The following is a 13,084-nucleotide window of genomic DNA, read 5'->3' as shown; positions in this document are numbered from 1 at the left end:
CCAACCGGCACAGCGGGTTAAGTTATTTGAAAACATAAACAGGGCTCTGTCCACATATATAATAAGAGAAAACTAAGGAACCGTGCATTTTTGGGACGTGGAGGAAAAATGCTTAATTATATATGGATGGGTTTGCTTCTGATAGGCTTTGCCGTAGGAATAATAAACGGAAGGATAGACCAGGTTACTAAAGCTGCCATGGATTCTGCACAGTCGGCGGTGACGGTATGTATAGGACTTCTGGGAGTGATGTGTCTCTGGACAGGTTTGATGAAAGTAGCCGAAAAAAGCGGCCTGGTTACCAGTATCAGCAGATTTGTAAGACCTGTGATGACCTTTCTATACCCGGATATACCCAGGGATCATCCTGCCCTGGGGGCCATCGTAATGAATCTGGTTGCCAACTTCCTGGGCTTGGGAAATGCGGCAACCCCGCTTGGAATCAAGGCCATGAATGAGCTGCAGTCCTTGAACCGGGACAAAAAAACCGCCACTGACTCAATGTGCATGTTTCTGGTCATGAACACTGCGGCAATACAGCTTGTACCGGCAACCATAATTGCTTTGCGGACTTCCGAGGGATCAAAGAAGCCTGCCGAAATAATCGTCTGCATATGGATAGCCTCGGTATGCGCCACAATAATGGGAATCATAGCTGCCAAGCTCCTGTCAAAGGTATGGAATGAGGGGCAGACGGAACCGGGCGGCTCAGGAAAAGCCGCAAAGCACAAACGGTAGGTGGAAGGTAAGCCATGGGGATTATAAGACAAATATCTGATTATGCAATACCTGCAATCTTCATTATAATAATATTTGCGGCTATACTCAGGAAAGTTAAGGCCTACGATTTATTTATCGAGGGAGCAAAGGACGGCATAGAAACCGTCATTAAAATAATGCCCTCCCTTGTAGGACTGCTGGTGGCGGTGGGAGTGTTCAAGGCCTCCGGGGCCCTCGACCTGCTGATCATTTTGCTGCGTCCCCTGATCGACCTGTTGGGGATGCCTCCTGAGGTGGCTCCGCTGGCGCTGCTGCGCCCCATTTCGGGAAGTGCCTCGTTCGCATTTGTAACTGAGATAATAAAAGCCTTTGGGCCGGATACCTATGAGGGGCGCGTTGCCGCCACCATGATGGGGTCTACCGAAACCATCTTCTACACACTTGCGGTATATTATGGCTCGGTAGGTGTAAAAAACATAAGATACACACTGATAGCTGCAATAATGGCTGATATTATCAGTGTCATAGCATCACTCTGGGCCTGCCGTTTTATTTTCGGATAGATAATTCCTAAAAATACTTTTTTGCTCTGAGAAGGTTGACGGCGGTGGAATAGAAAAACATTCCCCGGCCCCCGGCCTTCAGCAGCGCCTTGCTGGTAATGGCATTCATACCTTCATTTGCTTTTGGATGGGTAATGTATATGCTCAGAAGCAGTTTGACTGTGGAACGGACAAGCTTTGGATTGGATGCCTTCATTCTCAAGGCTTTTTTCATAAGGAAAATAATTCTGTTCTCATACTCCTTGAGATTCTCATAATAAAAATCGTAATTGATGTTTCCCGAGGATAAATCATCATTATAATTGATATAGCCTTCCAGTATTTTATGAATGCAGCATATCCATGGAAAAAAAGATATGTTAAAGCTTTCAGCTTTTTGTTCCGTCAGATCCGGATCAGTTGCAAGGGCCAGCAGGAGCTGTATGCTTAAAGTTGAGTCAACTGCCATACAGAATTCCCAGCCCGACAGTTCAGGATACTTTTGACCGTGAGCAGAGCTCCAGTTGGTAAGGTTCACTTCTTTCGCATTATCATCCGAGGAGAACTTTGTAATCTGCAAATCAATGAAAAGTGCCAGAAAAGCCGACAGTTGATCGCGGATTACATCATAGGACGGCAGAGTGCGTATTTTCTGACGGCACTTTTCTACAAGTATGGTGAGATAGCCGCTGTCGTCCTTTGAGGGGAAGAATGTAAAATACTGTTCATATGAGTCGTTTCTGAGATTTAATGCATCTTTTAAGGAAGAAAAGATCAGCCTCAAAAAGGGTTCGGTACTTGTAGAGGAATGCATGCATATGGTGTTCAGGTATTGAAGGATGGCCTGGAAAGAAGTAATCACATCTGCAGCCATTGGTATATCAACATTCGGATACAACATGCATATGGAGGAAACTGCCGAATCAAACCTGTTTTTCTCAAGGGCTTCCCTTGCGTTTGACTTAATGGAGAGCTTGCGGATACGCTTTGTGTAGCCCCAGTTTTCTTTACCTCTTTTTTCAACAATTGGATATATATAATTTTTGTATTTATTTGAATATTTCAAACTTCTTATAAAACTTATCATTCGGAATATTCTCCTTGAAAAATTGAAAACAAATATGTATAGTAGTAATGAGTACTAACTATAAAATTATACCATGTTGGGGAACAATTAAATAACATAATACATTAAGTTATTATCTATTGTTGCATATATTGCAATTTTAGTAACAAATGAGGAGGAAAGATGTCTAAAAAAACTTATTATATTTCGACGCCAATTTATTATCCAAGCGGAAAGCTTCACATAGGACATTCATATACAACTGTTGCAGCTGATGCTGTTTCCAGATACAAGAGGCTGAAAGGCTATGATGTAATGTTTTTGACAGGAACCGATGAACACGGGCAGAAAATACAGAGAAAGGCCGAAGAAAAGGGAATAACCCCGAAGCAGTATGTGGATGAAATCGTGTCAGGTATAAAAGACCTGTGGAAATTGATGAAAATAACCAATGACAGATTTATCAGAACCACTGACGACGAGCATGTAAAGGCCGTTCAAAAAATATTCAAACAGCTGTATGACCAGGGAGATATTTATAAAAGTGAATACGAGGGCTGGTATTGTACACCCTGCGAATCCTTCTGGACAAAGACACAGTTGGTTGACGGCAAATGCCCTGACTGCGGCCGTGAGGTTGAACTGACAAAGGAAGAGAGCTATTTCTTCAAACTGTCAAAATATCAGGATAGATTGATCAAACATATAGAAGAAAATCCCGAATTCATACAGCCTGTATCCAGACAGAACGAAATGCTAAACAACTTCCTCAGACCGGGTCTTGAGGATATTGCGGTTTCAAGGACCACTTTCAACTGGGGTGTTCCGGTTTCCTTCGACGACAAACATGTGGTATATGTGTGGATCGATGCCTTGTCAAACTATATAACTGCATTGGGATACTCGGCGCAGGACGATGCTCTGTTCCGCAAATACTGGCCCGCCGACGTTCACCTGGTTGGAAAGGAAATCGTGAGATTCCATACCATAATATGGCCCGCAATGCTTATGGCACTGGATCTGCCGCTGCCGAAACAGGTCTATGGACATGGCTGGCTGCTGCTGGAAGGCGGCAAGATGTCAAAATCCAAGGGAAATGTTGTTGATCCGCAGATACTGGTAGATAAGTACGGATTAGATGCCATCAGATACTTCCTCTTAAGGGAGGTTCCTTTCGGTTCTGACGGAGTATTCTCCAATGAGGCGCTTATTAACAGGATCAACTCCGATCTGGCCAATGATCTGGGCAATCTGGTAAGCAGAACTGTGGCAATGATAGATAAATATTTCGGAGGCTCGATTCCCGAAAATAAGGTTTCAGGTGAATTTGACAGTGATCTCATAAGCCTTGTAAAAGAAACTCCCGCAAAGGTGGAGGAACTCCTTGACAAACTGCAGTTCAGCACTGCTCTGTCGGAAATATGGAAGACAGTGTCCAGAACGAATAAATACATTGATGAGACAATGCCATGGGTTCTGGCAAAAGATGAAGCAAACACTCCAAGATTGGCACAGGTGATGTACAATCTGGCAGAAACCTTGAGGGTCATAGCCATCCTCATACAGCCCTTTATGCCTGAAACTCCCGAAAAGATATGGAACCAGCTGGGCATAACCGACAAAAGCCTGGTGGAATGGGATAAAGCCGGGGAATGGGGAGTATATCCGGTGGGAGCAAGCGTGAACAAGGGAGATGTTATCTTCCCGAGGATAGATTTGAAGAAAGAGCTTGAAGAGATAGAAAAAATGTCTGAAAATGCTGCGGAAGCTGCAAAGGCGGCTGAACCTGCAAAAGCTAAAGAGCCGCAAAAGACTGCAAAAGCAGAGCAGGCCGTTAACCAACCTGCAGATGAAACCAATGCCAACCTGATAACCATTGACGATTTTGCCAAAGTCGATCTCAGGGTGGCCAAAGTGCTGGAGGCCGAAAAAGTTGAAAAGGCCGACAAACTGCTGAAAATGAAACTGCAGGTTGGAGGAGAGGTCAGGCAGGTGGTATCCGGAATAGCAAAATACTATACCCCTGAAGAAATGGTGGGAAAAACCCTGATATTGGTGGCCAACCTGAAGCCTGCAAAACTCAGAGGAATAGAATCCCAGGGCATGATACTGGCGGCTTCGGATGAAAACGGCCTGTCTCTGGTAACCATAGACAAAGACATGCCAAGCGGAGCACACGTTGGCTGACAGAGCCTGGGAGTGTCGCACTGAACAGTTTTGAAAAGGAACCTTAAGGCTAATCCTGTCATATAGATATTAGGAAGTACTTTTCATAAATTTGCAAAATACTATGGTATATTCGATAATTATTGAAATAAAACGGGTGATAATTTGATTTTTGATACACATGCACATTACGATGATGAGCGGTTTGACGAAGACAGGGATTCTTTGTTGAAGCGGCTCCATCAGGAGGGGATTTCGTATATATTGAATGCCAGTGCCAGCCCCGAATCTCTGGGGGCAACAATGGAGCTGGCAGAAAAATATCCCTTTGTTTATGCAGCTCTGGGAATACATCCCCATGATGCCGAAAAAATGAATGAGGAAATTATGAACAAGATCCGGACCCTGTCAAAAAATGATAAGGTTGTGGCCATAGGTGAAATAGGTCTGGATTATTATTACGACAATTCTCCGAGAGACATACAGAGATATTGGTTTGAAAGGCAGATAGAGCTGGCCAAGGAGCTCAGGCTTCCCATAATCATTCATGACAGGGATGCACATGAAGACACTGTCAATATATTGAAAAAGACGGATGTAAAGCAGGTGGGAGGAATATTCCACTGTTTTTCAGGCAGTGCACAGATGGCAATGGAAATGCTTAAGCTGAATTTATATATTGCCGTCGGAGGAGCTGTCACCTTTAAAAATGCCAGAAAAACCGTTGAAGTTGTAAAAGCTGTTCCTCTGGAAAAACTTTTGGTTGAAACAGATTGCCCATATCTATCTCCTGAACCTCACAGGGGAAAAAGAAACAATTCGGGCTATTTGGTCCACATTATTCGAAAAATTGCCGAGATTAAGGAAATAAGTGAGTCTGAAGTTGCCGAGATAACACTGATGAATGCGAAAAAGGTATTCGGATTGAAATAAAATAATAAGTCTTAATTGATTCTCAAGGAGAGGAATTATGAAAAAGTTTATTATTGTTATTGTGTTTGTATTTCTGATCGCAATACTTATTTCTTTTAATTATTTGTTGTGGGACAGGGAAAAACAGCTGGAAAGCTTTCAGGACCTGAGCAATGCCAAAAACCTGAGTATTGATACTCTCGGTGAAAAGATCAACAATCTTGACAAGCAGAACAAGGAGCTGGCAGAAAGGGTTTCTTCACTGACACAGGAAAACTCCGACCTGAAAAGCAGCAATTATAAGCTCATTGCCGAAAGCCAGCAAGTCAGGCAGGAAATGGAGGCCAATAAGGTATTTATCAGCCTGCTTAAAAGTAATATGAACACTGAACCATTTGAAGCAGCTATAAAAAAATGGGTTGAAGCTGTTAATTCAAGAAATTTTAAAGCAGCCCATACTCTTGTAAGCAAAGAATCCAGGGATGAAATCCTCAGTGATGAAGAAAAATTCAAAAAAACCTATCAAAGTGAAGTCAAGGCCATCAGGCTTAAGTCATCAAAGCTTTATAACGAATTGACCGATGACGAACATCTTGCCAAAATTCAATTTCAAGTAGTCTTTGAGATTGACAAACCTGAAGCATCCTCAGAAGATAAGGAAGAGATACCGCAAGTCCTTTTTAAAAGCGGTGAAAATGAAAAATACATTACCATGGAATTGGACAGTGAAGCAGGGGAATGGCGTATTTCCGAACTGTCGGATAAGCCATAGCTGCGGGTTTCGGACTTTTTTCAGGCATAATTAGCGGTTCAGAATAATATACTAAAATCCAGTTAATAATTGTTAATAAGGGAACTGTTTGGAAAATCTATGCCATTAATAGGCAATAAATTTGACAAAATTATACGCTTAGCATAAAATATTCACAGTCCCTTTGAATATTTCTAACAGGAGGTTAGTATTTATGATACCGATTGCGAAGAATATTAAAAGGTATTTTTCACAAATGAATTTTCGTGGTTTTGGCAGAAAGAAGCACGGAGATTTATTCAAGATCAGATCATTGGATATTGCAATAATCAGTATTGCCGTTGTTATATCCGTTACTGCCGGTGTCTTTGTATTTAATGGGTTGAAAAGACACGTAGTAATCAACGACAATGGACATGAGATTGCAATAAAGACAATGAAAGCAACAGTGAGAGAGGTATTGGAGCAGACAGGCGTAACAGTTGCAAAGGAAGATTTTGTCAGCATGCCGTTTGACTCAAAGCTAGGGAGAATCCAGGAGAACAGAATTGAGATAAAAAGAGCTGTACCTGTTTCAATTATTGTGGATGGGAAGGAATTAAGTGTTAAAACTTATAAGGATACTGTCAAAGAGGTACTAAACGACAACGCTATCAGCGTGGATGAAGACGATAAGTTCATCGAGTCCCAATTGGGGGACAGAATTGTACCTAATATGGATATTTCAATAATTCGGGTAGATGAAAAGACAGTAAAAGAGACTTCTCCCATACCATTTAAAACAATTACAAAAGAAAACAACAGACTGGACAAAGGACTAAAAAATACAGTTAGAGAAGGAAAAGAAGGCATCAGAGAGAAGACATATACTGTAGTTTACGAGAATGGAAAGCAGACCGCCAAACAACTGGTCGAGGATATTGTTGCAACAAATCCGCTGGATAAGATTGTTGAAGTCGGTACGGTTTTAAACTACAAGACATCGAGAGGTGATACACTAAGATATTCAAATGTTATGAATATGAAGGCGACCTCATATACGGCTTCTTTCGCCGATACCGGTAAGCACCCCGGAGATCCGGGCTTTGGTATTACCGCCACCGGCGCAAAGGTCAAAAGAGGGATTATAGCAGTAGACCCAAGAGTTATTCCACTGGGAACCCGGGTTTATGTCGAGGTTCCGGGAGCCGCAGCTGACTATGGATATGCAGTTGCTGCCGATGTAGGAGGAGCGATAAAAGGAAACAAGATAGATGTTTATCTTGATTCCAGCTATGCGGTGGACATATGGGGGGTAAAAAAAGTAAAAGTTTATATACTTAAATAGCAGTTTGATTTTAGTATGTAAGCAAATAAAAGTATTAAAGGGACTGTTTGAGCTGATCCGGTTTGTGGGGTCGGCTCATTTTCTATTCGCGTATCCGGAGAAACCGGGCTGCGCCGTTTTGTGCCGGCCTGTGTAAAGTCCGATAACCCAGTCACTTTTCTGCGGATTACAGTTCTGCGGCCAGTATACCTAGCTGATTTTGCAGCCAGGCAATAACATCATTTTTATCTTTATTCAGTGGGGCTATATGATCCCAGAGGTCACAAAAATATTCTTCAAAGGCTCTCACCAGCATAGGCTCCTCTATGGATAGCCGGACCTGGGGCTTGCCGCTTGCGGGTTTGAAAGCCTCAAACTGTACCGAATGCCTTTCCTTGACCGTACAGTATAAATCATTTATTATCAAGGTGCTGTCACCATCCGGGGATAAAAAAGCAATATTATAGTTGCTGAACTTTTGAAGGATATTTATTATATTCTGCAGGATTTCAATAATATCCCTAATCTTCAGCTCAAGGACTTCAATTCCTGAATAAGTGTATAGGTAAAGCTGCCTGTGGCAGATCAGCTTTTTTATTGTATCCACAGGAAATATATCCTTATGCCCGTAATTCTGGATATTAGAGATGATTGTATTAATCTGCCTCTTGTGATCCTTCAAGTACATCTGGATTGCCTCAGAAGGCATATTTTTACTTCCCATGAGCTTTTTATACAGCTTCTCAGGCAGAAAAAACTTACTTAGTCCATAATTGTAAACATAGCGGGTACCCATATTTTCTTCACTTTCGGTCAAAAGACAGAAATAGTCTGTAGACATATCCTCAGGATAGTACTTAATGAGCAGTTTTGCATAATTGGACAGAAGCAAATTAAAGTAATCCTTTAAAATATTGACGGCAGCTTTACTTTCCAGGTAAAAGGCACAACTTATTTCCGAAGTTGGATTTGTAGAAAAGCATGAAAGTGCTCCGATATCGGAAATGATACATAGCTCTCTTTCTGCTGCAAAAACACCGTATTTTTTAAAATAATACAGATTAAGTCTCCCCGTTTTCATGAATGGCAGTATGAAATTGATGAACTTTAAAGTCCTTGAGGTATTATTGGTTAATCTCAATAAAAACACCACATCCCATCCGTTATTTATGGTTCTCAATAAAAGCTCCTTAAACTGTGTAATTTTATTATTGGGCAGGGTATGTAAATCCAAGTCACTGTTAAAGGTAAGGAATACGGTTTTATCTTCCTGCTGGGTCTGGTTCACAGCAGTTTCAAGTAGAGAGATGGCAGCCGAAAGTATATTACTGATTCCAAAAATAATTTTATCTTTACTGGATAAGGCCACTGCATTGCTAAGACTCTCCTCTATATTTGCCCTGTGGATTTTACTTTCTTTTTTTTCAGCTTTTTTACACTCAAAGGAATAACCCTGTGACTCTCTTAGCGTTATCCTGATTTTCTCCTGAAGGTCAACTACTGCCCCGGTATCCCGGCATACCTCTAAAAGAATATTATTCAGCTGTTCCAATTGAGTGGAGTTATGAACATTTTTGGACAGGTATTCCGAAATTCTTTCAATATAGAGTGTATTATAAGAAGGAACTCTTTTTCCATGAATCCAGCGGTTAACAAGCGAGTTGTCAACATTGATTGCCTTGGCCAGTCTATTAATACTTATATCTAAAGCCGATAGAATTAATTTCAGGCATTCACCGAATTTAATGTTGGTTGCCATGGTTTTCTCCTTAAATCAGTAGTGTATTTACTATATATCAATTAAAACGATTGTTCTCTATCTTCAAATATTTGTCATAACCACGGCTTTGACAAATTTTGATAATATATTACAAATAAAGCCTTACTAATATATCATAAGAGATAAGTTGTCAAAAAAAAATATATTGAGATAGTGATTTGTGGCACATTATTTGGAGGTATCTATGTTCAAGCTAAAAAGTATTAAAACAAAGCTGGTTCTATTTTTTGGAGCGTTATTGTTGTTTATTTGTACAGGACTTGGAGTTGCAGCAGATACGGTTTCATCTGGAGCATTGAAATCCACTATAAATGAATCGCTGGCTCAAATGTCCAAGGAGGCCGCAAAGGTTATACAGGCAAGGGTTGATGTTCAGCTGAGCGTTTTGGAAGCATTTGCCGAGACAGATTACATAAAAAATGATACCACATCATATGACGAAAAGCTGAGATTGATGGAAAACGAGGTAAAAAGAAGCGGCTATTTATACATGATGCTTGCAGATATGGATGGCAATGCAAGATATACCAACGGTAAAAATTCCATAATTGCGGACAGGGAATATTTTATAAAGGCAAAAGCCGGTGAAAGAGCCGTATCAGACCCTATTGTAAGCAAAACAAATAATAGTCTGGTAGTGTGCTATGCAGTTCCGATTAAAGAGGGAAATACCGTAAAGGGGGTATTGATTGCAGTCAGGGATGGGAATGAATTGAGTTCCCTTATCGATGACATACAATATGGAAAAAGTTCGGAAGCTTTAATGATCAGTAATTCAGGGACTATAATAGCTCATCATGATAAAAATCTTGTCTTTGATATGTATAATGTTTTTGAAGAAGCAAAAAAAGATCCGCAATTAAATGGACTGGCCGAATTGACAAAGCAAATGGCTGAGAGAAAATCAGGAGTCGGGGAATATCATTTTAACGGTGTTACAAAATACATGGGCTTTTCACCGGTGCAGGGCACTGCCTGGTCGTTGTCCATAGCGGCTCCGGAATCAGAGACCATGGCCGAAATAAGTAAATTGGCCGTAATTATAGTTGTACTTTCAATTATATTTATGTTGGTAAGTCTGGTAATTACACTATTGATTGCAGGAAAGATTTCAAAACCTATAAAAACAGCTTCAGATTATTTGAAGGTTGTGGCTACCGGGAACTTTTCGGGTAATATGCCTGAGAAACTGTTAAAAATGACAGATGAAACGGGTATCCTTGCAAACTCCATCAATACCATGCAGCAGGCTGTAAAAAATATTATCATTGAAGTTGCCGATGAGTCCTCCGAGGTCAGCGAGCTGCTGGTTACAATAAATTCTGAGATGGACAGGCTCAACAAAAATATAGAAGAAATTTCGGCGACAACGGAAGAGCTGTCAGCAGGTACCGAGGAGACTGCATCGTCCACAGAAGAAATGAATGCAACCTCTCTTGAAATTGAAACGGCAATTGAGGCTATTGCCACAAAAGCCCATGAGGGAGCACTTACCATAAATGACCTGAATAAAATGACTGAGGATATGGAACAAAATGCCGTTTCCTCAAAGTCCGATGCCGTATCGATATATGAAAAGACCAAAAAGGATTTGCAGAGTGCAATTGAACAGGCTGAAGCTGTCAACCAGATAAACGAACTGTCTGAAGCTATCCTCGAAATAACCTCCCAAACAAACCTGCTTGCCTTGAATGCGGCTATTGAAGCTGCAAGGGCAGGGGAAGTGGGAAAAGGCTTTGCGGTGGTTGCCGATGAAATAAGAAAACTTGCCGAAGGCTCCAAGAACACCATTGCGAGGATACAGAAGATTTCAAAAATAATATTCAAAGCGGTGAAGGAACTCTCGGCCAGCTCGGGAGAGATCATGGAGTTTATTGACAGGAAGGTTCTGAACGACTATGATTACCTGGTTGCTTCCAGCGGACAATACAGCAAGGCTTCAACAAGCATAAATGATATGGTAACCGACTTCAGCGCCACTTCCCAGGAGCTTCTTGCTTCCATGCAGAGTATGGTAAAGGGGATAGACGAAATAGCAAATGCCTCCAATGAAGAGGCGCAGGGCGCTACAAACATTGCAGAGGCGGCATCAACCATAGCTCTGATGTCAAACGATGTCATAAAGATGGCAGGGTCGGCAAAAGGAAAATCGGAGATTTTGATTAAAGCGGTCTCCCGGTTTAAGGTGTAGGCAGCGGAAGTTGTTAATGATTATACCGGTACTTCCGTACTAACTTCAAGCAGTGGAGTGCACACAAAGTGCTTACTTGAAATAGTAAGGGTTCAAAACAAGTATTTCACCTACAAATTTCAGTAAGCACTTTTATCGTGCACTCCATTGCTTGAAGTTGTACTCGCGTACCGGTATGATTATCATAAACAGTTCAACTGCCAGGCCGGTATCCGTCAATGGGATGACCGAATAGAAGAATTTGCTTGAAACATGCAGGTTTGCCCAAGTACATGGTGCCGGCAGATTTGCAAGCTGGAAAGCATACCGAATTTAACCGGGTTGGCAGGTACATCGGGTCTAAGTTAACGTGTTGTGCTAATTGAAATTGTCTTTTGCTTTACGGATAGATTTAATTAGAATCAACTGGTAACGCGAGGACAACTTCATGAAATAGATGCACGGTTAAAAACAATTGCGATAAATTGTCGACGAAGGTAAAGCGGTTTTGCCGGCAAAGCAGCAGGACGCTGCTTTGAGCTTCAAATCGAGACATGATGCCGAGTTTGAGCGACGGCAAAAACCGCTTTATAATGAGGCGATACAATTTTCGTAATTGTTTTTGGTGTGTCTATTTCATGAAGTTAGTGCGGAAGTTACCAGTTGATATAAAAAATTACACAGGTAAAGCAAATATGGAATAACTGGCACAACGGAGTTAAGTTAGCGCAGATGCTGCTTCCTGTACTCCCTCGGAGTGATGGAGGTAATATTCCTGTATGCCCTGTTGAAGGTTCTCAAGGTTTCAAAGCCGCTTTCCAGAGCAATCTCGGTTATCTGCTTGTCTGTGGATAAAAGCAGATGATTTGCGTAATTTATCCTCAATTCATTTATATATGTGTCAAGCCTGAGACCTATGTTATTTGAGAAGACCCGCGACAGGTAAAATGGGCTTATATCAAGTTCTGCAGCAATGGAATTAAGATTTATGGCATTGAGGTAATTCTGCTGGATATAGTTCAGTACCTTCTCCACCAGATTCACCGATACCTCCTTATTTACTTTTTGCAGATTCAAGAGTTCCAGCAGTCTTGCTACTGCGATATAAAGATATCCTGTGGTGATACCGGGATTATTGCCCGACTGTGTCTCACTGAATATGCTGCTGAGGCTGGAATAGACTTCTCCGGGGATACTCGGCCCCGGAATCCGGCATTCGGCGGCCTTGCAGGTTGAAAATACATTTTTATACAGGGGTAGCAAATCCCCATTGAATATTAAAATATAATAGTGACTCTGGGATATGGTTTTATATCCATGAATGGTATTGGGGAAAGCAAAACTTATATCTCCTCCATGCAGCACCTGCTGTTTGGAATTGACCGTCAGCTCTATTTCACCTTCTAATAAATACAGTATTTCAAGTTCTTTGTGAATGTGCGGAGGAAAAGTCATATTACTTCCCTGCCAGCAATATAAATGACTGGATTTATTTTCATAAAAAATCATTTAAGCCTCCAATCTGCACTCCATATAATTCAAATCCATGCACATTTTGATATAATTTTGCATCATATTAATATATTATATCTTACTGCAATAATTGTCTACTTTTTATAGCCTTTTTACTTTTTTTAGAAGCTGCAAAAGCATAATATGTTTTTAACGGAT

The 13,084-nt window shown here is 41.2% G+C and carries 10 protein-coding genes; 7 read left to right on the top strand and 3 right to left on the bottom strand.

Annotated features, from left to right (window positions below):
* Positions 1-108: 108 nt before the first annotated feature.
* Both CTER_RS21465 and CTER_RS21460 read left to right on the top strand, forming a co-directional pair.
* Positions 109-738: a nucleoside recognition domain-containing protein gene (locus tag CTER_RS21465; RefSeq protein ID WP_004629033.1), complete on the top strand. Its 630-nt coding sequence runs from the start codon at positions 109-111 to the stop codon at positions 736-738.
* A gap of 14 nt (positions 739-752) precedes the next feature.
* On the top strand, positions 753-1,283 hold the full coding sequence (locus CTER_RS21460) for a spore maturation protein (RefSeq protein WP_004629173.1): 531 nt from the start codon (positions 753-755) through the stop codon (positions 1,281-1,283).
* Between the two features lie 7 nt (positions 1,284-1,290).
* Here the strand turns inward: CTER_RS21460 and CTER_RS21455 are convergent, their stop codons facing one another.
* Positions 1,291-2,349 (bottom strand): DUF2600 family protein, encoded by a 1,059-nt coding sequence (locus tag CTER_RS21455; RefSeq protein WP_004629003.1) that lies wholly within the window; start codon positions 2,347-2,349, stop codon positions 1,291-1,293.
* Between the two features lie 162 nt (positions 2,350-2,511).
* Between CTER_RS21455 and metG the strand changes: the two genes are divergently transcribed.
* The 4 genes from metG (at position 2,512) to CTER_RS21435 (ending at position 7,484) form a co-directional block, all read left to right on the top strand.
* On the top strand, positions 2,512-4,515 hold the full coding sequence (gene metG, locus CTER_RS21450) for a methionine--tRNA ligase (protein ID WP_004629144.1): 2,004 nt from the start codon (positions 2,512-2,514) through the stop codon (positions 4,513-4,515).
* Between the two features lie 144 nt (positions 4,516-4,659).
* Positions 4,660-5,427, top strand: coding sequence for a TatD family hydrolase (locus CTER_RS21445; RefSeq protein ID WP_004629011.1), 768 nt, complete (start codon positions 4,660-4,662; stop codon positions 5,425-5,427).
* A gap of 37 nt (positions 5,428-5,464) precedes the next feature.
* Positions 5,465-6,178: an MreC domain-containing protein gene (locus tag CTER_RS21440; RefSeq protein WP_004629135.1), complete on the top strand. Its 714-nt coding sequence runs from the start codon at positions 5,465-5,467 to the stop codon at positions 6,176-6,178.
* A 193-nt stretch (positions 6,179-6,371) separates the two neighbouring features.
* Positions 6,372-7,484 (top strand): 3D domain-containing protein, encoded by a 1,113-nt coding sequence (locus CTER_RS21435; protein ID WP_004629261.1) that lies wholly within the window; start codon positions 6,372-6,374, stop codon positions 7,482-7,484.
* Positions 7,485-7,650: 166 nt separating this feature from the next.
* On the opposite strand, the gene CTER_RS21430 is transcribed toward CTER_RS21435, so the two are convergent.
* Positions 7,651-9,222 carry a helix-turn-helix domain-containing protein gene (locus CTER_RS21430; RefSeq protein WP_004629119.1) on the bottom strand — a complete coding sequence of 524 codons (1,572 nt, stop codon included), beginning with the start codon at positions 9,220-9,222 and terminating at the stop codon, positions 7,651-7,653.
* Between the two features lie 205 nt (positions 9,223-9,427).
* Here CTER_RS21430 and CTER_RS21425 point away from each other — a divergent pair, with 205 nt between their 5' ends.
* Entirely contained in the window at positions 9,428-11,434 is a 2,007-nt protein-coding gene (locus CTER_RS21425; RefSeq protein WP_004629244.1) for a methyl-accepting chemotaxis protein, read from the top strand.
* A gap of 702 nt (positions 11,435-12,136) precedes the next feature.
* Here CTER_RS21425 and CTER_RS21420 read toward each other — a convergent pair.
* The gene (locus CTER_RS21420; protein ID WP_004629110.1) at positions 12,137-12,922 is read right to left on the bottom strand and encodes a helix-turn-helix domain-containing protein; all 786 of its coding nucleotides are present in this window, start codon (positions 12,920-12,922) and stop codon (positions 12,137-12,139) included.
* Positions 12,923-13,084: the final 162 nt, after the last annotated feature.

The sequence above is a fragment of the Ruminiclostridium cellobioparum subsp. termitidis CT1112 genome, from assembly GCF_000350485.1.
GTDB classification, from domain to species: Bacteria; Bacillota; Clostridia; order Acetivibrionales; family DSM-1351; genus Ruminiclostridium; species Ruminiclostridium termitidis.
This window is presented reverse-complemented; position numbering and strand designations above follow the sequence as displayed.

Bases quoted from the DNA above. Each gene is read 5' to 3' on its own strand.
- CTER_RS21465 (WP_004629033.1), top strand. From the start codon at position 109: ATGCTTAATTATATATGGATGGGTTTGCTTCTGATAGGCTTTGCCGTA.
- CTER_RS21460 (WP_004629173.1), top strand. From the start codon at position 753: ATGGGGATTATAAGACAAATATCTGATTATGCAATACCTGCAATCTTC.
- CTER_RS21455 (WP_004629003.1), bottom strand. From the start codon at position 2,349: ATGATAAGTTTTATAAGAAGTTTGAAATATTCAAATAAATACAAAAAT.
- metG (WP_004629144.1), top strand. From the start codon at position 2,512: ATGTCTAAAAAAACTTATTATATTTCGACGCCAATTTATTATCCAAGC.
- CTER_RS21440 (WP_004629135.1), top strand. From the start codon at position 5,465: ATGAAAAAGTTTATTATTGTTATTGTGTTTGTATTTCTGATCGCAATA.
- CTER_RS21435 (WP_004629261.1), top strand. From the start codon at position 6,372: ATGATACCGATTGCGAAGAATATTAAAAGGTATTTTTCACAAATGAAT.
- CTER_RS21430 (WP_004629119.1), bottom strand. From the start codon at position 9,222: ATGGCAACCAACATTAAATTCGGTGAATGCCTGAAATTAATTCTATCG.
- CTER_RS21425 (WP_004629244.1), top strand. From the start codon at position 9,428: ATGTTCAAGCTAAAAAGTATTAAAACAAAGCTGGTTCTATTTTTTGGA.
- CTER_RS21420 (WP_004629110.1), bottom strand. From the start codon at position 12,922: ATGATTTTTTATGAAAATAAATCCAGTCATTTATATTGCTGGCAGGGA.